Annotated in this window: 19 protein-coding genes; 11 read left to right on the top strand and 8 right to left on the bottom strand. The window is 71.6% G+C overall.

Going from position 1 to position 21,517, the window contains the following annotated elements; all coding sequences use genetic code 11:
* Positions 1 to 296: 296 nt before the first annotated feature.
* The 5 genes from ACIBBB_RS18140 to ACIBBB_RS18120 all read left to right on the top strand — a co-directional run bounded on the left by ACIBBB_RS18140 (position 297) and on the right by ACIBBB_RS18120 (position 4,925).
* A complete protein-coding gene (locus ACIBBB_RS18140) occupies positions 297 to 542 on the top strand; it encodes a hypothetical protein (protein WP_398983030.1) in 246 nt (81 codons plus the stop codon).
* Positions 539 to 2,113, top strand: a complete 1,575-nt coding sequence (locus ACIBBB_RS18135; RefSeq protein ID WP_398983028.1) for a phytoene desaturase — start codon at positions 539 to 541, stop codon at positions 2,111 to 2,113. Before ACIBBB_RS18140 ends, ACIBBB_RS18135 begins: the two co-directional genes overlap by 4 nt.
* The gene (locus ACIBBB_RS18130; RefSeq protein WP_398983026.1) at positions 2,110 to 3,147 is read left to right on the top strand and encodes a phytoene/squalene synthase family protein; all 1,038 of its coding nucleotides are present in this window, start codon (positions 2,110 to 2,112) and stop codon (positions 3,145 to 3,147) included. The genes ACIBBB_RS18135 and ACIBBB_RS18130 overlap by 4 nt, the downstream gene beginning before the upstream one ends.
* Positions 3,144 to 4,184 (top strand): DUF5914 domain-containing protein, encoded by a 1,041-nt coding sequence (locus ACIBBB_RS18125; RefSeq protein WP_398983024.1) that lies wholly within the window; start codon positions 3,144 to 3,146, stop codon positions 4,182 to 4,184. The genes ACIBBB_RS18130 and ACIBBB_RS18125 overlap by 4 nt, the downstream gene beginning before the upstream one ends.
* 291 nt (positions 4,185 to 4,475) lie before the next feature.
* Positions 4,476 to 4,925 carry a DUF6234 family protein gene (locus tag ACIBBB_RS18120; RefSeq protein WP_398983022.1) on the top strand — a complete coding sequence of 150 codons (450 nt, stop codon included), beginning with the start codon at positions 4,476 to 4,478 and terminating at the stop codon, positions 4,923 to 4,925.
* A 32-nt stretch (positions 4,926 to 4,957) separates the two neighbouring features.
* Here ACIBBB_RS18120 and ACIBBB_RS18115 read toward each other — a convergent pair whose 3' ends face one another.
* From ACIBBB_RS18115 to ACIBBB_RS18095, 5 genes are all read right to left on the bottom strand, one after another.
* Complete coding sequence (locus ACIBBB_RS18115; protein WP_398983020.1) at positions 4,958 to 6,529, bottom strand: FAD-dependent oxidoreductase; 1,572 nt, start codon at positions 6,527 to 6,529, stop codon at positions 4,958 to 4,960.
* Positions 6,526 to 7,239 (bottom strand): class I SAM-dependent methyltransferase, encoded by a 714-nt coding sequence (locus tag ACIBBB_RS18110; RefSeq protein ID WP_398983018.1) that lies wholly within the window; start codon positions 7,237 to 7,239, stop codon positions 6,526 to 6,528. Before ACIBBB_RS18110 ends, ACIBBB_RS18115 begins: the two co-directional genes overlap by 4 nt.
* A gap of 59 nt (positions 7,240 to 7,298) precedes the next feature.
* On the bottom strand, positions 7,299 to 8,498 hold the full coding sequence (locus ACIBBB_RS18105) for a lycopene cyclase family protein (RefSeq protein WP_398983016.1): 1,200 nt from the start codon (positions 8,496 to 8,498) through the stop codon (positions 7,299 to 7,301).
* A gap of 116 nt (positions 8,499 to 8,614) precedes the next feature.
* Complete coding sequence (locus ACIBBB_RS18100; protein WP_398983014.1) at positions 8,615 to 9,568, bottom strand: hypothetical protein; 954 nt, start codon at positions 9,566 to 9,568, stop codon at positions 8,615 to 8,617.
* A gap of 263 nt (positions 9,569 to 9,831) precedes the next feature.
* The gene (locus ACIBBB_RS18095; protein ID WP_398983012.1) at positions 9,832 to 11,472 is read right to left on the bottom strand and encodes a hypothetical protein; all 1,641 of its coding nucleotides are present in this window, start codon (positions 11,470 to 11,472) and stop codon (positions 9,832 to 9,834) included.
* A gap of 309 nt (positions 11,473 to 11,781) precedes the next feature.
* On the opposite strand from ACIBBB_RS18095, the gene ACIBBB_RS18090 reads away from it, so the two are divergent.
* The 3 genes from ACIBBB_RS18090 (at position 11,782) to ACIBBB_RS18080 (ending at position 15,502) form a co-directional block, all read left to right on the top strand.
* Positions 11,782 to 12,201: a hypothetical protein gene (locus ACIBBB_RS18090; RefSeq protein WP_398983010.1), complete on the top strand. Its 420-nt coding sequence runs from the start codon at positions 11,782 to 11,784 to the stop codon at positions 12,199 to 12,201.
* A gap of 125 nt (positions 12,202 to 12,326) precedes the next feature.
* Positions 12,327 to 14,699 carry an APC family permease gene (locus ACIBBB_RS18085; RefSeq protein WP_398983008.1) on the top strand — a complete coding sequence of 791 codons (2,373 nt, stop codon included), beginning with the start codon at positions 12,327 to 12,329 and terminating at the stop codon, positions 14,697 to 14,699.
* 23 nt (positions 14,700 to 14,722) lie between these two features.
* Positions 14,723 to 15,502, top strand: coding sequence for a class I SAM-dependent methyltransferase (locus ACIBBB_RS18080; protein ID WP_398983006.1), 780 nt, complete (start codon positions 14,723 to 14,725; stop codon positions 15,500 to 15,502).
* A 438-nt stretch (positions 15,503 to 15,940) separates the two neighbouring features.
* Here ACIBBB_RS18080 and ACIBBB_RS18075 read toward each other — a convergent pair whose 3' ends face one another.
* From ACIBBB_RS18075 to ACIBBB_RS18065, 3 genes are all read right to left on the bottom strand, one after another.
* Complete coding sequence (locus ACIBBB_RS18075; RefSeq protein ID WP_398983004.1) at positions 15,941 to 16,381, bottom strand: nuclear transport factor 2 family protein; 441 nt, start codon at positions 16,379 to 16,381, stop codon at positions 15,941 to 15,943.
* Positions 16,382 to 16,506: 125 nt separating this feature from the next.
* A complete protein-coding gene (locus ACIBBB_RS18070; RefSeq protein WP_398983002.1) occupies positions 16,507 to 17,418 on the bottom strand; it encodes an AraC family transcriptional regulator in 912 nt (303 codons plus the stop codon).
* Between the two features lie 4 nt (positions 17,419 to 17,422).
* Positions 17,423 to 18,331, bottom strand: a complete 909-nt coding sequence (locus tag ACIBBB_RS18065; RefSeq protein ID WP_398983000.1) for a phytanoyl-CoA dioxygenase family protein — start codon at positions 18,329 to 18,331, stop codon at positions 17,423 to 17,425.
* Between the two features lie 245 nt (positions 18,332 to 18,576).
* Here ACIBBB_RS18065 and ACIBBB_RS18060 point away from each other — a divergent pair, with 245 nt between their 5' ends.
* Genes ACIBBB_RS18060 through ACIBBB_RS18050 form a run of 3 tightly spaced genes read left to right on the top strand, consistent with a single transcriptional unit; the run spans position 18,577 to position 21,502 of the window.
* Positions 18,577 to 19,701 carry a LacI family DNA-binding transcriptional regulator gene (locus ACIBBB_RS18060; RefSeq protein ID WP_398982998.1) on the top strand — a complete coding sequence of 375 codons (1,125 nt, stop codon included), beginning with the start codon at positions 18,577 to 18,579 and terminating at the stop codon, positions 19,699 to 19,701.
* Positions 19,698 to 20,624 carry an ABC transporter permease gene (locus ACIBBB_RS18055; RefSeq protein ID WP_398982996.1) on the top strand — a complete coding sequence of 309 codons (927 nt, stop codon included), beginning with the start codon at positions 19,698 to 19,700 and terminating at the stop codon, positions 20,622 to 20,624. Before ACIBBB_RS18060 ends, ACIBBB_RS18055 begins: the two co-directional genes overlap by 4 nt.
* Positions 20,624 to 21,502: an ABC transporter permease gene (locus tag ACIBBB_RS18050; RefSeq protein WP_398982994.1), complete on the top strand. Its 879-nt coding sequence runs from the start codon at positions 20,624 to 20,626 to the stop codon at positions 21,500 to 21,502. Before ACIBBB_RS18055 ends, ACIBBB_RS18050 begins: the two co-directional genes overlap by 1 nt.
* Positions 21,503 to 21,517: the final 15 nt, after the last annotated feature.

Below are 21,517 nucleotides of genomic sequence, written 5' to 3'. Positions count from 1 at the left end.
GGGCGACGCTCAGCGGTGCGGTGTCACCCGAAGAGGCGCACCATTGACGCGGCTGACCGACGTGCGGCCGACGACCGTGGTGGACTGAGGCGCGCCACCAGAACTCGCCGGGGACAGCGCCTCCGAACTCCCCGTCCGATCCGGATGAACGGTGAACACGGCCGTCCGACACGAGGAGAGGAAACGCGATGGGCCGAAACAGGACCGGGGCACGACCCTCCGGAGGACAGCGGGGAGGCGTCTGGCGGCCGGATGCCGTCACGAGGGCGGTGCGGGCCGGGGGCCTCAATACCTTTGTGTACGGGCTCCGCCCGGCGAACCGCGCCGCTGACGCCATCCGGCTTCGCGAGGACCTGCCTGGCGACTTCGGCGATCCGAGGCGTACCGGCGACCCCGGCGGCGGTGACATCCGGCAGGGCAGGCCCACCGCCCTGGTTGACCGGGCCCCCGACCGCGCCCCCGCCCACGGCGCCGCGCCCTGCCGCGTCGTCGTCCGTGTCGCCCCACCGATCGCCGGCGTCGGCCGGGGGAGCGGCCGATGAAGACAGTCGACGGACCGACCGACCACGTCGTCGTGGTCGGAGCCGGGCTCGCCGGGCTCTCCGCCGCCCTGCATCTGCTCGGCGCCGGACGCGCCGTCACCGTCGTCGAGCGCGGCTCCCGGCCCGGCGGCCGCGCCGGCCATCTCGAACGCGGCGGCTACCGGATCGACACCGGCCCCACCGTCCTCACCATGCCCGACCTCGTCGAGGAGGTCTTCGCCGCGGTCGGCGACAAGCTCGCCGACCGGCTCGACCTCATCCCGCTGCATCCCGCCTACCGGGCGCGCTTCGCCGACGGCAGCGCGCTCGACGTCCACACCGGCGCCGACGCGATGGCGGCCGAGGTCGAGCGTTTCGCGGGCGCCCGTGAGGCGGACGGTTACCGTCGGCTGCGCCGCTGGCTGGAGAAGCTGTACGCGGTACAGATGCGGCGTTTCATCGACGCCAACTTCGACTCGCCCCTGCGACTGCTCCACCCCGACCTCGCACGTCTCGCGGCACTGGGCGGCTTCGGCCGGCTGGACGCCCGCGTCGGGTCGTTCCTCGCGGACGAACGCCTGCGCCGGATCTTCTCCTTCCAGGCCCTGTACGCCGGAGTCCCGCCCGCCAAGGCACTGGCCGCGTACGCCGTCATCGCCTACATGGACACCGTCGCCGGGGTCTACTTCCCCCGTGGCGGCATGCACGCCCTGCCCCGGGCCATGGCGGAGGCGGCGGCCGACGCGGGCGCCGACTTCCGTTACGGCCACGACGTCACACGCCTGGAACGGTCGGGCGGGGGAGCCGGAGGGGGATCCCACAAGGGATCAGGTGACCGGATCACGGCCGTCATCACCGGCCGGGGCGACGACCGGGTACGCATCCCCTGCGACGCGGTCGTCCTCACACCCGACCTGCCCGTCACCTATCGCCTGCTCGGCAGACGGCCGTACCGTACGGTCCCGCTGCGGTTCTCACCGTCCGCGGTGGTCCTGCACGCGGGCACCGACCGCACCTGGCCGGCGCTCGGCCACCACACCATCTCGTTCGGACAGGCATGGAAGGGCACATTCAGGGAACTGACCCACACCGGGAGCCTCATGAGCGATCCCTCACTGCTCATCACCCGCCCCACAGCCACCGACCCCTCCCTCGCACCACCGGGCCGCCACCTCCACTACATCCTGGCGCCCTGCCCCAACACCCGTATCGGACCCGGCGTCCAGGAGTGGGCGGACCTCGGTCCGCGCTACCGCGACAGCCTCCTCGCCGAGCTCGAACGGCGCGGACTGGACGGACTCGGTGCCGCCATCGAAGAGGAGTGCCTGGTCACGCCCGCCGACTGGGCCGCCGAAGGACACGCGGCGGGCACGCCCTTCTCCGCCGCCCACACGTTCGCGCAGACCGGCCCCTTCCGCCCGCGCAACCTGGTGCGCGGCACCACGAACGCCGTGCTCGCCGGCTGCGGCACCACACCCGGAGTCGGCGTCCCCACCGTCCTGATCTCCGGCAAGCTCGCCGCCGCCCGCGTCACGGGAACCGGCCCCGGGGGCCTGGAGACCGTCCCCGTACCGAAAGGACGGCGCGCATGACCGAACGCGAACTCGACGCCGCCGGCATCGCCGACCCCTGTCTGCGCGCCGCCTACGCGCGGTGCCGTCGGCTCAACGCCCGCCACGGGAGGACCTACTTCCTCGCCACCCGCCTCCTGCCCGTCGAACGGCGGCCCGCCGTGCACGCCCTCTACGGCTTCGCCCGCTGGGCCGACGACATCGTCGACGACCTCGAACACCCGGCCACGACCACCGCCGAGCGGACCGCCCAACTGGACACCCTCCAGGCGCGGTTGGAGGACGGGCTGCGCTCGGGACGCAGTCGCGAACCGGTGGTCGGGGCGCTCGCCCACACCGCGGCGAGCTACGGAATCGACCACCGGCTGTTCACCGCCTTCATGGCTTCCATGCGCAGCGACCTGACGGTCACGGACTACGCCACCTACGACGATCTGTACGGCTACATGTACGGCTCGGCCGCCGTGATCGGCCTCCAGATGCTGCCCGTGCTGGGCACCGTCGTCCCCCGCGAGGAGGCGGCCCCGCACGCCGCCGCGCTGGGCGTCGCCTTCCAACTGACCAACTTCGTCAGGGACGTCGGCGAAGACCTCGATCGCGGCCGGATCTATCTCCCCGCGGATCTGCTCGCCGCTCACGGAGTCGACCGCGAGCTGCTGGAGTGGAGTCGTACCACCGGCGCCCGTGACCCGCGGATCACGGCCGGGGTGAAGGCCGCCGTCGCCCTGACCCGCGGGGTCTACCGGCGGGCGGCGCCGGGGCTCGCCATGCTCGCCCCGCAGTCGCGGCCCTGCATCCGCGCGGCGTTCGTGCTGTACGGGGGGATCCTCGACGCCGTCGCCGACGACGGGTACGCCGTACTGCACCGCCGTGCCGTCGTGCCGCGCCGGCGGCGGGCCGCCGTGGCCGTCGACGGGCTGGTACGGGTGGCGGCGGCCCGGACGAGGGCGGCCCGGACGAGGGTCGTCGCGCGGGTGCCCGGTACGCCGGCCGCGTCCACCGGTGTACGAGCGACGCGGGCGCGTCAGGGCGCCGTGCACGAGGAGGTGGCGTGAGGGATCGACCCGTGCGCGGCGGGGAGCGTGGACGGTACCCGCTACAGCTGCGCCGACGTGCCGTCAACTGGACGCAGCAGAAGCCAAGTTGGCGCGATGCCCGGCCGGGCGTCATCGCCGGCGCGTTGCGACGGGCGCTCGCCCGGCCGTCCGGCAACTGGTACGTCGCCGGCGCCGCCCGCGACGTACGCCCCGGCCGCCCGCTGGGACGGACCATCTCGGGCGTCGAACTGGTCCTGTGGCGCGACGAGTCGGGGAAACTGGTGGCCGGCCCGGGTGCCTGTCCGCACCTCGGCGCGCCGCTCAAGGACAGCCGGGTGCACTGCGGCACGCTCATCTGCCACTGGCACGGACTCGCCCTGGACGGCGGGCCGTTCACGGGCTGGGAGCCCTACCCGGCGTACGACGACGGGGTGTTGGCCTGGGTACGGCTCGACCGTGCGGGGGGCGAGAGCCCGTTGGACCGGCCGGTCGTCCCGCCCCGGCCCGAGGCGGCCGGATCCGTCGACGCCGTCTACACCGGCTTCGGCGTGTGCGAGCCCGAGGACGTGGTGGCCAACCGGCTCGACCCCTGGCACGGCGCCTGGCTGCACCCGTACTCCTTCGTGGATCTCACAGTCCTGTCGAGCCCGGAGGGCGGTGGAGAGAGCCCCGACGCCGGGTCCGACGCGGGTGACGGCTTCGCCGTGGACGTCTCCTTCAAGGTCGCCGGGCGGGCCGTGGTGCCCGTGCGCGCCGTCTTCACGGCGCCGGAGCCGCGCACGGTCGTCATGCGCATCACGGAGGGCGAGGGCCGGGGCTCCGTCGTGGAGACCCATGCCACCCCGCTCGGCCACGACGACCGCGGCCGGCCCCGTACCGCCGTCGTCGAGGCGGTCGTCGCCGCCTCCGACCGACCGGGCTTCGCCGCCGCCCGCGCCGCCGCCCCCGCACTGCGCCCGCTGATGCGCGCGGTGGCCGGGCGCCTGTGGCGCGACGACCTCGCGTACGCGGAACGCCGCTGGCACCTGCGCAGCACGGGCCGCTTTCCGGGCTAGGGTCTGTCGTTTGGATCAGGCGGGACCGGGGAGCGTTCGCCCCGGCGGCGACAGGGCCACGCCGTGTCCGCGAAGTCCCGCCCGGCCCGCGACGCCTGGCACGGCACCCGCCGCGTTGTCCTCAGTCGGCCGAGTACGCCCGGTACGAGACCGGTCCTCCGTCTCGCGACGCACCGCACCAACCGCCGCGGGCCCTGCCCCCCCCCGGGGCGGCCGGCGCTCCTTCGCGGACACGCCCCTAGGTATCCGTACTCATGCCCGCGCGCCGCGCCGACCGGCAGTGTGTTCGACATGAGCGACCTGCCCCTCGCGCCCCCGGCCTTCGACGCCTCGGTGAAGTCCCGCACGGAGCGAGGCCCCGACGTGGGAGCCTCTTGCGCACTCGTCTTCGTCGAGCTGGTCGCCGTGGCCGTGATCGTCGTTCTGTGGCCCTTCTTCGACCATTTCGACCTCGACCCGGCCGCCAGTGCCGAGTCGGCATCCCTCTGGCGCTATCTGCCCGCCCTCGGCGGAGTCGGCCTTGTGGCGTTCCTGGCCGCCGTCGTCGCGTCCCGCGCGCGAGCGACCGTGACCGCGGTGAGCCAGGGCGCGACGGCCCTGCTCATCGCCTGCGCCTTCTTCGCCGGAGCCGCCCTCCAGTCCCACGAGGACGAGCGGAATCGCCCCGTCCCCGCACCGAGCGGGCCCGTGGGCTGCCGCAGCGGCGGCGACAACAGCGAGTGCGCACAGTACGGCGGATGACCGGGGACCTGGACCGGCCACCGCCGCTCGGATCAGCGCCGGGCCAGCCGTACGAGCGCGCGCAGCCCGGCCGACCGTCCCCTGTCCGGTACGGTCCACAGCGTCTGACCGCGTACGCCCCACCTCTCCAGCAGCGCGTTGGCGGCCAGGAAGCCCGTGGTCGCGGCGCGTTCCATGAGCGCCACCGGCAGATCCGTACGGACGAGGTCGCCCGCCACCACGACATCCGGGTCCGGTGTGCGTACGGTGGGCCGGTCGCCGTAACCCCCCACCGGGAACAGCGGACAGTCCGACCGCCATTCGTGCCGCGCGTCGACGGTCCTCGCGTCCCGCGTCTCCGGGTACACCCGGTGCAACTGCTCGACCAGCAGCCTCTGTTGGAGGGCCCGGTCGGCGCCGGGAGCGACGGCGTACGCGTGCAGCTCGATCACCGAGCCGCCGGTCCGGCTCGCCCACCGAGCCGCCTCGCCCTCCCAGCGGTCCAGCACACTCACGTTGTCGAGCCCGCCGAATCCGCTGGTGCCCAGGAAACCGGGCCGGTCGGCGGCCACCGGGCCGTCCAGCCACAGCCGCGACACCAGGAACGGCGGGGCTTCGCGCAACCGTCCGATCCGCGCACGCCACCACGCGTCGCACAACCGGGGGGACTGAGCGACCACTTGGCGCAGCCCTCCGCTGTCCAGCGCGAGCACCACCGCGTCGTACCGCCGTGGCCGCCCATCCGCCGTCACCTTCAGTCCACCGCCGGCCGCGGGTGCCACCTCGTCCACCGGCCTTCCGGTACGCAACTCGACGCCGTGCCCGGCGAGATACGAGCCCAGCGGCTCCCACAGGGCGGTGGGGAAGGGCTCGTCCGGTACGTCGAAGAGCAGGCCCTCGCTCGATCCCAGGAAGTAGATGTGGAACATCAACACCAGCTCGGCCGCGGACAGTTCGGCGGGATCGGAGAAGAAGCTGCGGGAGAACACCTCGAACGCCAGATGCCGCGCCGCCTCCGGAAAACGGATCCCGGCCAGGAAGTCCTGGGCACTGACCTTGTCCAACTCCTCGTACACCTCAGGCACCCGCACATCGAGCAGCGGCAGCGCGGCCCTCGGATCCATCCGGCCGAGATCCCGCCATCCGAACGTGGGGCTGAGCCCGACGAATCCCAGGGCGCTCCACGGCGGTGTGCGGGGAACACGGGCGAAACTGTCGTACGCGCCCGCGCTGTGCCGTAGCGGATAGTCCGGCAGCCCGGTCAGCGTGCCGAGGCCGGGATCGGCACGCCGGAGCAGGCCCCGGAGGTTGTAGTACTGCCGGAAGAAGGCATGGAAGCCCCGGCTCATGGTGGCCGCCGAACCGTCGGCCAGCGTGACGGGCCACCCGGTCAGACGCCCGCCGAGGCCCTGTTCGCGCTCGTACAGCGTGACGCCCGCACCGCGCTCCGCGAGCGCGGTCGCGGCGGCGAGCCCGGCGATACCGCCCCCGACGACCGCGACGTCAGGGGCGTCACCGCCGAAGCGGTCCCGCCCCGGCGCATGCCGGATCACCCGGGCGCGGCGGTCCCGGCCCCGGCGCGGGACGGCCAGGTCGCTCCGGCCCGTCCCGTGCCGGGCGGTCACCGCGAGCCCCGGCGGCCCACGAAGGTGTGCGCGATACCCGTCTGCCAGCCCGGCATCGGCAGCACCCGGACATCCGCGAACCCGGCGCGGCGCAGCCGGTCGCCGAAGGCCGACGCGGTGTCGAACTCGACCACGCTGCGCCACAGATGACGGTAGAGGTCCGTGTCACCGGCCAGCCGCCCGGCGGGAAGGACGACGCCCTTGCACACGGCTGTCCAGACCGCGCGGTCCACGGCGCGTCCACCGAGCGCGTACTCGTGCACACCGAGCCGGCCGCCCGGCGCGAGCAAGGACCGTACGAGAGCGAGTGTCCGGTCCGGGTCGGTGACGTTCCGGAAGAGGTACGCGGCGAAGACCGCGTCGAACGGACCGGTGACGCCCGCCTCCGCCAGCCGTTCCACGGGCGCGTGGACGAACGAGACGCCGGTGGGCCACGGCTTGGCGGCCGCTCGCTCCAGCATCCCGGCCGAGGCGTCCACCGCCACGATCTCGGCGTGCGGGGCGGCCGTGAGCAGCGCGGCCGTCGACGCTCCGGTCCCGCACCCCAGATCGAGCAGCCGGAGCCCGGCGCCGCCACGGGGCGGCCGCAGGCGCCGCGCGGAGCGCCTGAGATGCGCGTGGTAGCCGGGGTTGACGCCGACCAGCCGGTCGTAGGCGAGTGCGGCGTGGTCGAAGGCGGCGGAGAGTTCCGCGTCGTGCAGGAGCGTCATCTGACGGCCGTTTCCTTTCGGTGCCACCTGTTTCGTCGGTCACATCGGTCTCTTGGGTTTCATGGAGTCCCGGTCCGCCGTCTGAGCAGCCAGGGCAGTTCGGCGACGGTGCGCAGCATCGGCCGGACCGGGGTGCGCAGGCCGATCGTGAAGTCCTCGTACGGTCGGGTGTCGCCGTCCAGGAAACGGAGCAGCCGCTCCATCGGTACGCGCCGGAACAGCCCTTCGAAGAACTCGGCGCCGTCGACCCGGCCGCTGTCCAGCCCGCGCAGCAGAACGGCGTCCATCGCCCTGGCGCGCGCCGAGTAGGCGGGCGGCGGTTCGGGCACCCGTCCGGTGTGGTACGCGTCGGCGACGGCCCGCGCCTGCCGCTGCACGGCGGCGAACGTGTAACCGGTCGACGGGCGGGTGGCGCCGCCGGCGGTCCCGATCCGGAACACCGAACGGCCCGCGCGCCGGGGAAAGCGGCCGTCGGTCATCGGGATGACACCCTGCTCGGTCGCGGTCACCTCGAAGGCGCCCAGCCCCAGGACCTGCTCGGTGTACTGCCTGAGCGCCCGGGCGTATCCCGCGTCGTCCAGCACCGCGCGGGAGAACTCGGTGTATTCGACCAGCGCCTCGTACGCGCTCGTCGGCAGGACGTATCCGAACGACAGTCCGTTGACGGGCTGCGGGGTCCGGAAGTCCATCAGATCGGCGGTCGTGGGATCGAACACCGGCCGGTCGGTCCGGACGAACCAGCCACGGAAGTGCTGGAGCAGCGTCGTCCGCGCCGGTGGCAGGGCGCGCGGGGGACGCGAGTCGAAGACCCAGCGGCCCCGCAGTGTCAGCACGCTCCCGTCGGCGGCGACGCCCGTCACCTCGGCGCCGCGGCCGGACGCCATGTCCCTGATCCCGTCGACGCGGGCCACCACCCGGCGCGGCGCCCCGGGCACGTCCAGCCGCCCGGCCAGCAGGGCTTCGAACGAGCCGGACCGCAGCATCTTGTAGTGGAAGGGGGCGGGCCGCCCGACAGTTGCCGCCCCGTCCCGCCCCCGTACGCGCAGCGAGTCCCAGGAGGCGGTCAACGCGCTGTCGAAGTCCCCGGGGGACGCCTCCCAGAAGCACCAGGTGCGCTCCGGCGGCCTCAAGGGACCGGCAGGGGCGTCGACCAGGGTCACGTCGGGAACCGGATGGCCGGGGGGAGGGGTGCGGAGCCTGTACGCGAGGGAGAGACCGGCCGCACCAGCGCCGACGACGATCACGTCCGTCTCTCGCACCACACCGCTCCTCGCCTCGGTCCGTCAGACCGCCAGACCGTCAGCATTCCCCATCAGCGACGGACTTGGACGCAGGCGGCGCGGCCGGTGTGGTGCGCGTGCGATGCGCAGAGCCCCTACGACGATGCCGTCGGCAACGTCAGGTCGGTGCAGCCGTGTTGCTCCGCCCTGCGTTCGGCGAACGTGCTGAGAGCCATCCTGGCGAACTCGTTCGCCTCTTTGTCGACGTAGGCATATTCCGTCGGATCGACCCAGAAGACGGCCCGGGCGCCGTCACCGGGGCAGCGGGCGGTCGCCCAGAAGAAGCCCTGGGAACCGCCCGCTCCCCGCTCGAAATCGCCGCGGTCGGAATCGTCCGAGCGCAGGCGCTGCGCGAAGGGCCCGAACGCCGCCTCGAACTCGAACAGGTTGACGGCTTCGGCCTTCGTCTCGCCCAGTGCGCATTCCTCCAGGGGCGCTGTGCCGCTCGCCGGACCTTCCTTGATCCAGTGCACGTCGTCCTGATCGCCCAGCGGTATCCCCTCGCACGTCCCCGTCGCGTGGAAGCGCGAGGCGCGCTCCGGCTCGGCGGCGGGCTTCGGGATCCGGCCGCCGGCCTTCACGCCGCAGTCCCAGCGACCGGCCGCCTCGACCGCGGTGGCGGCCACCAACTCCGCGATTCCTTGGGCTCTGGACGCGTCCGCCGCGTCGTCGTCGTGCGCCGTCACGACAACCGACCCGGGCTTGTTGTCACAGGCGAGGACAACCGCTGTGTTGACGAGGTCGGTGTAGCCGCGCCACCCGCCGCCGAGGGGTACGGGCGGGGAGTCCGCGTCGACCTCGCCCAGCCGGTCGAAGACGTCGGGGCGGTCGCTGTCGGAGGTGGAGTCGGGGAGCCGTCCTATGGTGAGGTCGAGACCCGCGACCGTGCACGAGTCGTAGTCCCCCTCGGACCCGCCCGCGCGGTAGTCCCGCGAGAGACGTGCCCCGTCCTTACCCGTGAACCCGGCGGACTCCTCGTACGGGATCAGGCCCTCGCAGAACGTCTTCAGACGCTCCTCGTACCGCCAGCCCTTTCCGGTGTCGCTCATCCGGTACCACCCGTAGCCGGCGGCGACCGCGAGTGCCAACGACAGTGCCACGTATGGGGCCCAGCGGCGTACGGCGGCCTTCACTGACTGACCTTCATCTCTGTGCTCTCTCCGGATGGTCGTCCCGGGCCAGTTGTCGCGCGGCGCCACCAAGCCCCTCCCGTTTCCCGGCGGATGATACGGGTGCGGCGTGCGGCCCTTCCACGGTCCGTCCCGGCGATGCCCCGGGGCCGGCATGTCCGGCCCAGGGGCAACGGCAGGCCCTAGGCGATCGGTGTTGTCTGCGTGCAGTTCTTCCACTCGACCCAGGGGCGTGCGCCGCCGTTCTTGGGGCCGGTGGCGTAGGTGGGGTCGCCGGTGATGGTCTGGTTCTTCTCTTCGTGGGTGATGTCGATGCCGAAGAGTTTGAAGCCGAGTGTGACCTGGCCGGCGGAGATGCCGAAGCCGATGCCGAGTGAGGCGTTCCACCAGTCGGTGTTGGCGTTGTAGTCGAGGCGGGAGAGTTTGGCCTTGTCGTGCAGGAGGCGTTCCAGTGGTCCGGCGTCGCTGCCGGGTGCCTCGGCCGCTTCCGAGGGGGTGGGCAGGGCGTCACTGGCGGGGAAGTCGCCGCGGTCGCGGAGCCAGTCCTCGACGAGTTCGCTGTCGCCGTCGTTGTCGAGGACCAGTTCGGCGGACTCGGTGTGGATCTTGGACTCGATGGTGCCGCCACCGCCGCCGACGTCGATGGTGACCGGTGTTCCGGGGATGTTGGCGCCCGCTCCGGCCTGTACGCCGGCGCCTGCGCCGTTCTCCTGGCTGGTGGTGATCACGAGTTTCTCCGGGCGGTGTTCCTTGCCGTCCTTCTCTTCCTGGTCGTAGGTGGCGGCGTCGTAGGTGACGGCGACCTGCTGCATCCGGGTGGCTTTGCCCTGGGCGAGTTCGCCGCCCTTGGCGTCGACGCTGAAGGTGTAGATGAAGGTGATCTTGCCGGCGTCGGGGCCGGTGTTGGCGCGCATGACGACGACGTCCTCGGTCATGGTGCCGGTCCCGAACTCACCGGATATGTTGCCGAGTTCGGTCGGCTTGCCGTCCTTGTCCTTGCCGCCCTTGCCCTTGGTGAAGGACTTGCCGAAGCTGACGCTGCCCGCCGCCTCGGTGCTGGTCTTGGTGATGTCGACGTCCGGCGCCTTCTCCGGTTCGAGGTCCGGCTTCTTGGAGGCCGCGTCCTGCTGGCAGGCTCCCATCGCCGCCCCGGGGTTGTAGCCGCTCTGGTAGCGGCAACCGTCATTCTGCTTGAGGTACTCGGTGAACTGCTTGGCGTCCTCCAGATTGAGCTCCAGGTCCTTCTGCGGGTCGCCGGTCTTGTTGCCGTTGAACAGCCACTGGCCGCCGCTGCCGCTGCCCTTCATGTAGCTGCCGCTGAGCGACGCGCTGCCGCCCCAGTCCTTCAGACCCGGGATGCCGGCGGAGATGCTGGCGGTGACGCCGCCTCCGGACTCGGTGATCCGCTCCAGGGTGACGGTGCCGTCGGACCACTGCTGGAGCTTGATCTGCTCGGAGCTGCTGATCTTGATGAAGAGGATCTGGACGACGACGGTTTCCTTGGTCTGATCCTGCGAGAGCAGGCACTTCGCGGGCTGGAACGGGTCGCCGGGCGGTCCCTCCGGTGGGTCGCCTTCCCCGCCGCCACCTCCGTCGTCGCCCCCGCCTCCCTCCCCGGAGTCACAGCCGTCGCCGCCGTCGCCCGCGTTGACGATCCGGCAGACCGCGTCCTCCAGAGCCACGGCCGTGTCGGTGGGGACGGTCAGCGCCACGATCCCCGCGACGACCGCGGCGACGACGCCGATCATCGCCACGTACTCGACGCCGCCCTGGCCCGTCTCGGCGTGCGCGTACGCTCTGCGACGATGATCATTGCCGTTCATCCGAGCTCCTCGTCCAAGCCTTGACCGGTTCACTTGTTGGGGCTGGAGAGTAAGGAGTGTCCCGGGCCCAGACGCAGGGCCTCAGGGCCCACTCCCGGGCCCACTGGAGAAAGGGCCCCCTGCTCGGGCGGCGGAAGGTACCGATACGGGCGTCCGCGGCGTGGGAACGGGCGTGGGAACGGCCGTGGAGGGGGGCATGGAGGTTCGGCGTGCCGCGTGCGGGAGCGGTACCGTTGGAAGGACGAGGGCTTCAGGACCCCCTGAGGGTGGTCCGGGCCCAGGAACGTCGTAGGTGAAGAGGTGCTCCGTATGGACGCGGATCGCGCCGAGCGCCTGACCGCGGAACTTCGTGACCGCGGAGTCATGGCGCACCTGGTGCACGCGGGTGTTTACGAGTTCGGCATCCGGGTCGTCCTCGACGACAGGATCGAGGCGCTCTGGGACATGGACGGAGCGGCGGGACTCGACGCGGAGATCGTCAACGAGGGAGCCCTGATCGGGTTCGTCCCCCATGTGCCCGGGTCGGAGGACTTCACCGAGGAACAGCTCGTGAACTGCATCGCCACCACGAACTACGCCCTCGACACCCTCCAGCGCCCCGCCGAGCGCACCCCCGCGCAGGAGGCGCCCGCACAGCCCGCACAGCCGTCGGACCGGTCGCCTTCGGCGACTCCTCCGGCCCTTCGGCATCAGCGCCGGGCCCACTGGATACACCGCGGCAGGTCATGAGGCACGCCGGTCCCGACCGGCCGTGACCTGTAGGTGAGTCCGCCCCTGTTCTTGTGTCGGCTTCGGCCGGGAACCTCCCGGCGTCACTCCCACCCCGAAGTGGGGCATTCGGCGAGACTTTCCGCATGTCGGGCACTCACGGTAATACCTCGAACGCAAAGAGCACGCGGAGTGCGGCGGTACCGGGCAGCACCCCCCTCCGGGCACTCGACGCACAGCAGTTGGACGTGCTGCGCGGCGTGGGACGGGAATGGCGGCGGGTGTCGGCGGGCCGCGACGTATGGCGGCGCGCGCTGCCGGTGGACCCGGATCTGGGGGCTCTCCCCACACCGGCCCAGATCACGCCCGCCCGCTTCGGCCGGGTCGTCCCGGTCTCCCCGTTCGGCCCCACGGTGCTGGGCACCCCGCCGCCGCGGCTGCCCGCCGGCGCCCCGGAGGAGGGCCCACCGTCCCCGGTCGACCGGCCCCGAGGTCTCCCCCGGCTACGACGCCTGTTGCTGGGCCCCGCGCTGGCGAGCACGGCCATCGCCCGCGAGCGGATGCGCAAGCTGGTCGCCCTGCCCGTCCTGTCCGCCGACGCGCTCTCCTCCGTCGCGTACGGGCCCGAGGCGATGCTCGCCGTCCTCGTTCTCGCCGGGACCGCCGGAATCGGGTACTCGATCCCCATCGCGGCCACCATCGTCTTCCTGATGCTGGCCATCGGCGTCTCGTACCGCCAGACCATCCGCGCCTATCCGCACGGCGGCGGCTCGTACATCGTGGCGAGCGACAACCTGGGGCGTGTTCCGGGACTCGTCGCCGCCGCCGGGCTGATGACCGACTACATCCTGACCGTGGCGGTCTCCATCGCCGCCGGCGTCGCCGCGATCACCTCCGCCCTGCCGTCTCTGGCGCCCTCCTCCGTACTGATCGGCGTCGCCGCCATCGCCGTTCTCCTCGCCTGCAACCTGCGCGGGATCCGGCAGGCCGGCGCCATCTTCGCCGCCCCGACCTACGCCTTCGTGATCGCGATGGTGGCGCTGATCACCGTCGGCCTCGCCGACGCGGGCGGCCGGGGCTTCGACCCGGTGCCGGATCCGCCCGTCAACGCCACCGAGGGGCTCGGCATCCTTCTCGTGATGCGGGCGTTCGCCTCCGGCGCGACGGCGATGACCGGCATCGAGGCGATCTCGAACGCGGTCCCCGCGTTCAAGCCCGTCGAGTGGCGCAACGCCCGTACGACGCTGACCTGGATGGTCGGGCTCCTCGTCACTCTGTTCGCGGGCATCATCGCCCTCGTCCACTTCGACGGGATCCTGCCGCGCTCCGGAGAGACGGTGCTGTCCCAACTCGCCCACAGCAGTTACGGCTCGGGCCCGATGTACGTCTACACGCAGGCCGCCACCGCCGCCGTACTGCTCCTCGCGGCCAACACCGCGTTCAACGACTTCCCGCGTGTCCTGTCCCTGCTGGCCCGCGACGACCACGCGCCGCGCCTCTTCGCGCGGATGGGTGACCGGCTCGCCTTCAGCAACGGCATCATCCTGCTGTCGGTCGCGGCGGGACTGGTGTACGTGGCGTTCGACGGCCGCACCGCGTCACTCATCCCGCTGTACGCGGTCGGCGTCTTCCTCGCGTTCTCGCTGTCGCAGGCCGGAATGGTGGTCCACTGGTGGCGTCTGAGGGACCGTCACTGGCGCAAGAGCCTGTTGTTCAACGCGACCGGCGGGGTTCTCTCGGCGGTTGTCCTCATCACGGCGGGCATCACGAAGTTCACCCAAGGTGCCTGGGTCGCGCTCGTGGCGGTCGGGCTTTTCCTCGTCGTCACGACGCGCATCCGGCGCCACTACGACACCGTCGCGGCGGCCCTGCGGCTCCAACGGCACGCGATCGAACTCCCGCGCCGCACCGTCGCGCCTCGCGTGGCGGCGCCGGCCGAGGGTGTCCAGGGCTCGCCCGACGTGCTCCCTGACTCCCCCGACTCGTCCGACCGGCCGGGGTCGCCCGGGGGGCCTGGCTCACCGGGTTCGGCCGACGGGCGTGAGGTGCGGGACCCGCGGGCATTCCGTGAGTCGGGGGAGGCGGAGGGGGCGGAGGAGACCGAGGAGATGCCCGAGGAGATCCGGCATCTCTCCCTCGTACCGATCGAGACGCTGGACCGCGCCGGTATGCGCGCGCTCGCGTACGCCGCGTCGCTCGAACAGCCGGTGCTCGTCGTGCACGTCAGCACCGGCGTTCGGGAGGCCGAGACCTTCCGCGAACACTGGCGGTTGTGGGGCGACCATCTGCCCCTCCAGGAGCTCGTCTCGCCGTACCGTGCCGTCATCGCGCCCCTGGTCAACTACATCGAGGCGCTGCACCACCAGCGGCCCGACCTCACCCTCACCGTGATCCTCCCGGAGGTCGTCATGTGCCAGCGGCGCTACAGCGCCCTGCACGGCCGGACCGCCCCGCGCCTGCGCCGGGCGCTGCGACCCCTGCGCAAGATCGTGGTCACCTCGGTGCCTTTTCACGTCTGAGAGCGGCTTGATATGTTCCTGGCATGAACAAAAGGGGAGTGGACGGCAGCGCGGGGGACGCGGACTACGGCACGATCGGTGGCGGCTACGCCGACCACCGGCGCCCCGACGAACGGATAGCGGCAAGGATCACCGAGGCACTCGGACTGTCGAGGACGGTCCTCAACGTCGGTGCCGGGGCCGGATCGTACGAGTCGACGGAGCTGGACGTGACCGCGGTCGAGCCGTCGGCGTCCATGCGGGCGCAGCGGCCGGCGCATCTGCCCGCAGCCGTCGACGCGGTCGCGGAGGATCTGCCGTTCGGGGACGACACCTTCGACGCCGCGATGACCACGTTCAGCATCCATCAGTGGAGCGACCTCGAAGCGGGCCTCCGCGAGATGCGCCGCGTGGCGCGCGGGCCGGTGGTGATCCTGACCTGCGACCCGGATCTGGTACGGGAGTTCTGGCTGTACGCGTACGCGCCGGCGGTCCTGGACACCGAGGCCCGGCGCTACCCGTCGATCGAGACGATCGCCCGGACGCTGGGCGGCGAGGTGTCCGTGGCGCCGGTGCCGATCCCCGTGGACTGCACGGACGGTTTCAACGAGGCTTACTACGCGCGCCCCGAACGGCTGCTCGACCCTCGGGCGCGGCAGGCCTGCTCGGCGTGGAGCTTCGTCGCCGCGGAGGAGCGGGAGCGGTATGTCGGGGCGCTACGGGGTGACCTGGAGTCCGGCGCCTGGGACCGGCGCCACGGGTCTCTGCGCCAACAGCCCGCGCTGCACGGTTCGTTGACTCTCATACGCGCGATTCCGTCGTAGGCGGCGCCCCGGCGAAACAGCTTCGGAGACCTACGGCACCGGGAGGGTCGCCCGAGCGCCCGCAGGGCCGTGCGGAAATTCGGATGAGGCGATCGGCCGGTGTCGGCTACTGTCATCTCAAGTCCAGCCGAACGCAGGCGAGTTGCCCTGACGGGACGGTCTCTGGACGCACAACTTCACACGCGGCACCTCCCGGTGCGCAGGCCGCGGCTACTTCTTACGGGGAAAATACGCCGCACGCCGTCCTGATCTCGGGGGGCACAGGCATCGGGGCGCCCGGTGCGCAGGTGACGGATACTTCTTTCTCTCACAAAGGGGACCCGGGTTCGAATCCCGGCGGTTCGGCTCCGGCCGGGCTGTGGTGCAGCGGCCCAGCATCCATGTCTCCGTCGCCGACTCCGGATCTCGGGCGCCCCGATGCCGTGCGGCCCGGTGTCCTCACGCCGTGCAGGCCTCCGCGACCGACAGGCTGTTCTCGTAGAGGTGATGGCGGACGATCCGGCCGTCCTCGACGGTGAGGCGCAGCGCGAACGGCCCCTCGAAGGACTTACCCGTCACGCGTACGGTCCCCGCCAAGTGCCCCGTCAGGACGGCGTCCTCGCCGTCGACCAGGAACGCATCGACGGTGGCGCGCGCGTCCTCGGGCACGACGTGCTCCATCAACTCCGTGAACTGGGCCGCGCATTCGGGTCCGGTGGAACGCGGGCGGATCCACGGGACGACGGGGTTCTCGGCGAGCAGCCAGTCGACCTCGTCGGCGAAGATCGCGACGAGTCGTTCGGTGTCTCCGGCTGCTCGGGCGGTGAGGAACTCCCGCACGACGGCCCGGGTCGCGTCGGCGACTGAAGCCGCTGTGCCGGCAGGGGAGTTGTCCGGCATGGTGTTCTCCTTGTGGCTGCTGCCGGGATCCCCGCGCGGGCTCCCGTCGATGTCCTCGATCCTGCCGGGGGAGGGGAGTCAGGTCGATTACCCCTGAGGTAATCGACTCCGGCCGCTTCCGCCGGTCAGGGACCCGGCTGCGAGGGCGGCACCAGCGCCTGGAGCGCGGCCAGCGCGCCGTTCGCGATCGGGGACGGTGGTGCCGACTCGGGCGGGACCCCGCGGAAGGCGCTCGGAGCCATTTTGTAGACCGCGCGGAACCGGCGCGAGAAGTGGTACGCGTCGGCGAAGCCGCACTGGACCGCTATGGCGCGCAGCGAGAGGTTGCTCAGCCACAGCAGCGGCTCGGCCCTCGCCAGCCGGAGCCGTTCGAGCCCCTCCACGGGGCTGACGCCGATGTGCCGCCGGCAGATACGGCAGAGCGTGCTCTCCGAGACCCCGGCGGCCCGCGCCAGTCGCTCCAGGGCGAGCGGCCGGGCTACGCCGTCCGACCAGTGCGCGCGGACCGCGGCCATCATGGCGACCAGGGGTTCCGGGAGCGGATGCGGGCCGGTCTCGGGGCCGGGGCCGTGCACGAAGGTGAGGAGCAGCAGCCGCAGGGTCTCCTCGGCGTGCCGCTCCCAGGCCGGCGGGCGTGTCGCGCCGAGTGTCAGGAGGTACTGGCAGAGCGCGGCCATCGGGTCGCCCCGCCCCGACAGGTCCCGGACGACCGGCCAGTCGGTGTCGGGTGCCTGACCGCCCGGTACGTCGGGGGGCAGCCGGAAGTGCGTGTAGGCGTGCCGGGTGGGCCGGTGGGTGTCCCAGTGGAACGTGTCGCGCATACCGGGCCGTACGAGCAGCAGCGCGCTGGGCGCCAGAGGCACGGTCAGATCGCCGCAGACCCAGCGGGCGCTGCCGTGCAGCAGCCAGACGAACTCGTACGAACCCGCCTCCCTGGGCCCGAAGACCGACCCGGGCGGATAGTCGGCGACCGCGGGACCGAGCCGCGCCATCAGTGTCGGCGCCACGGGCTGGACGGGCTCCGGTCCCTCCGTCATGTCCTCACCTGTCGCAGCCCCCGGACCGGTCGCGCCGTACCCGGGGCGTACGGAGGTCCGTGGTGCCCTTGTAGCCGTACGGGTCCCGGCCCGCGACCAGCACGATGTCCCGGAAGTCGGCCTGGGCCATGGGCTGTTCGGCCTCGGGGGGCGCCCAGGGGAGCAGGGACGAGGCGCTCATGTAGTGGTTGACCAGGGCCCGTCGGAAGCCTCGACGGCCCGTGTTGGGCAGCGACTTGTGCAGCAGATAGCCGTTGAAGAGCAGCACCGATCCGGCGGTGATCTCGACAGGTACGGCATCGGACTCCTCGTACGGGAAGTCGTAGGACTCGACCGTGCAGTCGTAACGTGCGTCGTCGTGCTCGCGGTTGGGGTAGATGACGCCCGGCCCGTGCGAACCCGGCAGGACCCACAGGCAGCCGTTGTCGACGGAGGCATCGTCGAGGGCGAGCCAGGCGGCGGTGAGCGACCGGTCCCGGGTGGGGATGAACATCTCGTCCTGGTGCCACGCCTGGCCCGGCCTGCCCTCGGACTTGACGAACAGCATCGACTGCATCGACTTGATGTCGGGCCCGATCACTTCGGTCAGCGGGCCGACGACGGCGGGATGGCGCATGGTGTCGAGCATGAGCGCCGACAGCTTGTGCGGATAGTGCACGCACAGGAATCTGCGTACGGTGTCGTCGTCGCTCTCGCCCGCGACGGGCGGCAGCGCCCCCTCCACCACTCCCCGATCGCCACGGCAGATCCGCACGGTCTCCGCCCGCAGTTCCGCCACCTCGTCCGGCGTCAGGACGCCCGGCAGCACGGCGTAACCGTCCCGGTCGAAGCGGTGAGCGAGGCCGTCGGCCGCGGGAGCGGCAGAAGACGCGGAAGCGGGGGTCGCGTTCTCCGGAATGGTGTCGACGGTCATCGAATTCCCTTTCTCACGGGGGCGCCGGATCAACGGAATGCGGTCCTGTTCCCGATGTTCCTGAATATCGTGCCCGCGTGCCATGGCTCGCCCGTGCGTACGGATGGCGAATCCTGTCACGCCGCGTGATCGGATCATCTGTCAGAAACAAGCGTGACAAAGGCAGTTCACGACTCTTGACGCGTTTCGCGGCATCCGAGTAGCGTCTTGCGGCACTTGCTAATACGTATTAGTTGGGAGCGCTCATGGCCCCTCCCGAACGGCGTCGACGGCCCACCCAGCGGGACATCGCCCGGCGCGCCGGCGTCTCCCAGGCAACGGTGTCGCTGGTGATAAGCGGCGGCGCGGCGAGTACCCAGATCGCGGAATCGACACGCCGGGCCGTTCTGGCGGCCGCCGAGGAACTGGGCTACGCGGCCAATGTCGCCGCGCGCAGTCTGAAAGGCGGCCGGAACCGCCTTCTCGGGCTTTACACCTTCGAGTCGGTTTTCCCGACCGACCAGCGCGATTTCTACTACCCGTTTCTGCTCGGCGTCGCGGAAGAGACGGCGCGGCAGGGTTACGACCTGCTGCTGTTCAGTTCCGACAGGGGCGAATCCGGTACCGGTACGCCGTCGGCGGATCGGTCGATCTATGTCGGCGGGGCCAACCGGCTCAAGATCGCGGACGGTTGTGTCCTGCTCGGCAGGAACGTCCGCCGCGAGGAATTGTCGGCGCTGGTCCGCGAGGACTTCCCGTTCGTCTTCGTCGGACGCCGCGAGGTGGACGACGGTGAACTGTCGTACGTGGCCGCCGACTACGTATCGGCGACCGGAGCACTCGTCGCCGAACTGGCGCGACTCGGGCACCGGCGGATCCTGTATCTGCGCGCCCTGGAGGACAGCGAGCCCACCAGGGACCGCGAGGAGGGATACCGGCGCGGGCTGGCCGAGGCCGGCATCGTCCCGGACGAGGCGCTGATCCGGCGCCTGGCCGACCCGGCGGACCTGTCGATCGACCATCTGGAGGAGTGGATCGGCGGGCTCGGGATCACGTCCCTGCTGGTCGAGCCCACCGAGGACAACCGGCTCACCGAGGCGCTGGCGACGATGGCGGGCACGGAGCGGGTGCGATTCCCGGCGGACTGCTCGCTGGCCCTCCTGGGTGATCCGCCTTCCTGGACACCGGAGTCGCGGAACTGGACGCGGTTCTCGCTGCCGCGCGCCCAGATGGCCGGCGAGGCGGTACGGGTACTGATCGAACTGCTCGACCAGGAGACCCATGAGCCGCGACAGCTGACGGTGCCCTGCGAGTTCGTACCGGGCGACTCGATCGGCCCGGTCCCGGCCCGCCCCGTCGCCGCCGACCCGGACGGGAGGCCGACGACATGATCCGCATGATCGTGCAACGGCTGCTCATCGGGATTTTCGTCATGTGGGGCGCCGCCTCGCTGATCTTCCTCATCGTCCGGGCCGCGCCCGGCGACCCCGCGACGGTGCTGCTCGGCCCGGACGCCGACCGGAGCCGGATCGACGAGCTGCGCGCCACGCTCGGACTCGACCGGTCGCTCGGCGCCCAGTACCTCAGCTACCTCGGTGATGTCTCCCGGCTCGACTTCGGCGAATCGCACCGGCTCGGCAGGCCCGCCATGGACGCGGTCCTCGACCGGCTGCCCGCCACGATCGACCTCACGCTGACGGCCACCGCGATCGCGGTGGCCGTGGGACTGACGCTGGGCATGCTGGCGGGCGGACGGCCGGGCGGTCCGCTCGACCGGGTGGTCTCGGCCTGCACCATCGCCCTCCAGTCGTTCCCCACCTTCTGGATCGGCATCATGCTGGTGCTGGTCTTCGCGCTCGGCCTGCGCCTGCTGCCCAGTTCAGGCGTCGGCACTCCGCAGCATCTGGTGCTGCCGGCCGTCACCCTCTCCTTCCCCTTCATCGCGATCATCGCCCGGCTGACCCGCACCAGCGTCACGGAGACGATGCGCGAGGGCTACGTCCAGACCGCCCGTTCCAAGGGCCTGACCGAGCGTCAGGTGCTGCTGGGCCACGCCCTGCGCAACTCGCTGATCCCGGTCGTGACCGTGGTGGGCGTCCAGGTCGGAGCCCTGGTCGGCGGCGCGGTGATCGTCGAGAACGTCTTCGCCTGGCCCGGCCTCGGATCGCTCGTGGTGGACGCGGTGGCCAACCGCGACTACGCCGTCGTGCAGGGTGTCACCCTCCTGATCGCGGGCATCGTCGTCGTACTCAACCTGATGGCCGACCTGCTCATCGCCCAGCTGGATCCGCGTATCCGGACGGGAGCCGTCTGATGACCGGCATCGCCGCCGCCCCCGAGAAGGTGACGACGGCCCGGCCGAGGCCGAGGCGCCGGCTGCTCTCCCGTATCCCCATTCTGGTCGTGGGCTTCTATCTGCTGGTCGCCCTCATCGGACCGCTGCTGATCGATTACGACCCGGTGCGCACGTCCCTGGAGGACCGGCTGCTCTCTCCCGGCTCCGAGACGTCCACCGGAGGCACGGCCTGGTTCGGCACGGACGGGCTCGGCCGCGACGTGCTGGCCCAGATCGTCTACGGGGCCAGGACATCGGTAGTCATCGGGGTGTCCACGGTCGCGATCTCCTGTCTCGTGGGGGTCGTCCTCGGTGCCGTCGCCGGTTACATCCGCGGCGGCGTCGACGCCGTACTGGCCCGGGTATTCGACATCCTCCTGGCGTTTCCCGCGATCCTGCTGGCGATCGTGATCGCGGGCGCCTTCGAGCGCAGCGTCCTGCTGGTCGTCGTCGCGCTCTCCGCGACCGGCTGGATCACCTTCGCCCGCGTCACCCGTGGCGTCGCGCTCTCCATCAGGGAACGACCCTGGGTCGACGCCGCGCGGGTACTGGGAGTGCCGGGCCGGACCATCCTCGCCCGGCATGTACTCCCTTTCACCGCGGGGCCGATCGTCGCCCTCGCCACGCTCGAATTCGCCCTGGTGGTGCTGGCGGAGGCGGGACTCAGCTTCCTCGGCATCGGCCTGCCCCCCTCGACCGTGTCATGGGGGCAGACCATCGCGAACGGCAAGGAGTACCTCGAACCGCAGTGGTGGATCTCCACCCTGCCCGGCATCGCCCTGTCCCTCCTGATCATCAACGTCGGGATTCTCGGTGACCAGCTCACCGCCCGCTACCGGCGTGGCCGCACCGACTGACGACGACCGACCCTC

It is taken from the genome of Streptomyces sp. NPDC051217 (assembly GCF_044455465.1).
Taxonomy (GTDB): domain Bacteria; phylum Actinomycetota; class Actinomycetes; order Streptomycetales; family Streptomycetaceae; genus Streptomyces.
The sequence above is the reverse complement of the archived record's forward strand: the minus strand, read 5'-3'. Positions and strand labels throughout refer to the sequence as shown.

Excerpts from the sequence above, each read along its gene's own strand:
- ACIBBB_RS18135 (WP_398983028.1), top strand. The coding sequence starts at position 539 with ATGAAGACAGTCGACGGACCGACCGACCACGTCGTCGTGGTCGGAGCC.
- ACIBBB_RS18100 (WP_398983014.1), bottom strand. The coding sequence starts at position 9,568 with ATGAGCGACACCGGAAAGGGCTGGCGGTACGAGGAGCGTCTGAAGACG.
- ACIBBB_RS18090 (WP_398983010.1), top strand. The coding sequence starts at position 11,782 with ATGGACGCGGATCGCGCCGAGCGCCTGACCGCGGAACTTCGTGACCGC.
- ACIBBB_RS18080 (WP_398983006.1), top strand. The coding sequence starts at position 14,723 with ATGAACAAAAGGGGAGTGGACGGCAGCGCGGGGGACGCGGACTACGGC.
- ACIBBB_RS18130 (WP_398983026.1), top strand. The coding sequence starts at position 2,110 with ATGACCGAACGCGAACTCGACGCCGCCGGCATCGCCGACCCCTGTCTG.
- ACIBBB_RS18095 (WP_398983012.1), bottom strand. The coding sequence starts at position 11,472 with ATGAACGGCAATGATCATCGTCGCAGAGCGTACGCGCACGCCGAGACG.
- ACIBBB_RS18085 (WP_398983008.1), top strand. The coding sequence starts at position 12,327 with ATGTCGGGCACTCACGGTAATACCTCGAACGCAAAGAGCACGCGGAGT.
- ACIBBB_RS18075 (WP_398983004.1), bottom strand. The coding sequence starts at position 16,381 with ATGCCGGACAACTCCCCTGCCGGCACAGCGGCTTCAGTCGCCGACGCG.
- ACIBBB_RS18120 (WP_398983022.1), top strand. The coding sequence starts at position 4,476 with ATGAGCGACCTGCCCCTCGCGCCCCCGGCCTTCGACGCCTCGGTGAAG.
- ACIBBB_RS18050 (WP_398982994.1), top strand. The coding sequence starts at position 20,624 with ATGACCGGCATCGCCGCCGCCCCCGAGAAGGTGACGACGGCCCGGCCG.
- ACIBBB_RS18055 (WP_398982996.1), top strand. The coding sequence starts at position 19,698 with ATGATCCGCATGATCGTGCAACGGCTGCTCATCGGGATTTTCGTCATG.
- ACIBBB_RS18060 (WP_398982998.1), top strand. The coding sequence starts at position 18,577 with ATGGCCCCTCCCGAACGGCGTCGACGGCCCACCCAGCGGGACATCGCC.
- ACIBBB_RS18110 (WP_398983018.1), bottom strand. The coding sequence starts at position 7,239 with ATGACGCTCCTGCACGACGCGGAACTCTCCGCCGCCTTCGACCACGCC.
- ACIBBB_RS18070 (WP_398983002.1), bottom strand. The coding sequence starts at position 17,418 with ATGACGGAGGGACCGGAGCCCGTCCAGCCCGTGGCGCCGACACTGATG.
- ACIBBB_RS18065 (WP_398983000.1), bottom strand. The coding sequence starts at position 18,331 with ATGACCGTCGACACCATTCCGGAGAACGCGACCCCCGCTTCCGCGTCT.